This is a genomic window from Vibrio sp. HI00D65 (assembly GCF_001635455.1).
Classification (GTDB): Bacteria; Pseudomonadota; Gammaproteobacteria; order Enterobacterales; family Vibrionaceae; genus Vibrio.
Map to the genome: position 1 here is coordinate 1 of NZ_LWEH01000427.1, position 230 is coordinate 230.

Sequence of the window (230 nt, forward strand, 5' to 3'; positions counted from 1 at the left end):
CCAACAGATGTTACGTCGATAGTATCAACCGTCACTTCTTTAGATGCTTGAATACCTAGCTCACCAGCAAGACCACCAGAGAAAGACACATCGCCGCTTACTTTGTTGTTACCAGCGAACATTTGTAGCTTACCGTCTTCAGTTACAGACGCTTTCACAGAGTCTTGTTGACCGTTGATGTATGTCGCTAGCTCTTCGATGTCATCACCCGCTTTTGCGCTGATGTCGAT

The 230-nt window shown here is 46.1% G+C and carries 1 protein-coding gene; it reads right to left on the reverse strand.

Annotation, left to right across the window (positions count from 1 at the left end):
- The coding region (locus A3712_RS21705) for a flagellin hook IN motif-containing protein (protein WP_331710936.1) at positions 1-230 on the reverse strand (230 nt) is incomplete at both ends.